At 43.3% G+C, this 914-nt stretch carries 1 protein-coding gene; it reads left to right on the top strand.

All coding sequences use genetic code 11. From position 1 onward, the window contains the following. Positions 1–914, top strand: a 914-nt coding sequence (locus tag R2S57_RS30375; protein ID WP_316848660.1) for a hypothetical protein, incomplete at both ends; no start/stop codon positions are given.

Raw genomic sequence — 914 nt, 5'->3', positions numbered from 1 at the left:
GATCTTCGCAACAGTATCGATCCTCAATCTAAAATTAAGGCCAGATTGATGATCGGATCCTATTACCTCAAACTGAGGCACGGACAGGATGCCAATGATATGGACTCGGCCAGTGTATATTTCAACGCTGCGGTGACTGGCAGCAAGAGCCTGGGCCGTCCGGCATTAACGCTGACAATTGAAGCACTTAGCATGTTAGGTGAGGTCGAATTTGCAAGGAACAATGCGCACGGTGGATTTGATTGGTTTAATCAAGCGTTAGATTATCTCAGGAATGGATCAGACCAACACCGTAAGGCGCTGATTATGGCAAGAGCCGTTAAGAAAAATTTCTCCTACACCCAAAATCGGGTCGGGGCAAAAATCTATATAGATAATGCCATGTCAATTTTCAAAGGCGAGCGTAATTTTAAGGCAGCTTGTGAGATGGCCTATTATGATACTTATTTTAACATCAATGGTGATAGAAAAAATGTTAAAAGTTTAGCCCGGGGTTACATTTCTGAATACAGTAAATATCAGGCTCCTGCAGTAGGCAGGTTGTATTATCTGCTTGCCAAACTCGAGAGGTATGATGCGAACTTAAACCTTGCGCTACAATACCTTCTACAGGGCATAGACTGGATGAACAAAAATTATGACGATGAGAGGCAAGATCTATACTATGGAGAACTCGGCCTGATTTATCAGGAACTCGGACAGACTGAGAAGAGCATCATGGCATATAAGAAAACTTTATACCTCCGTGATACGATATACCTGAAGCAGGAATACCTGATCCGGACTGTAGGATTTATGACAGAGGGCCTTATCAAGCTTAAAAAAAATAAGGAGGCACTTTCCCAGATACTGGCCTATGAAGCAGGACACGTACCGGATGGGAAACATGAGGCTGCTTTCATTGCCCAGATCAA

The sequence above is a fragment of the Pedobacter psychrodurus genome, from assembly GCF_032678585.1.
In the GTDB taxonomy this organism is placed as follows: Bacteria; Bacteroidota; Bacteroidia; order Sphingobacteriales; family Sphingobacteriaceae; genus Pedobacter; species Pedobacter psychrodurus_A.
The sequence above is the reverse complement of the archived record's forward strand: the minus strand, read 5'-3'. Positions and strand labels throughout refer to the sequence as shown.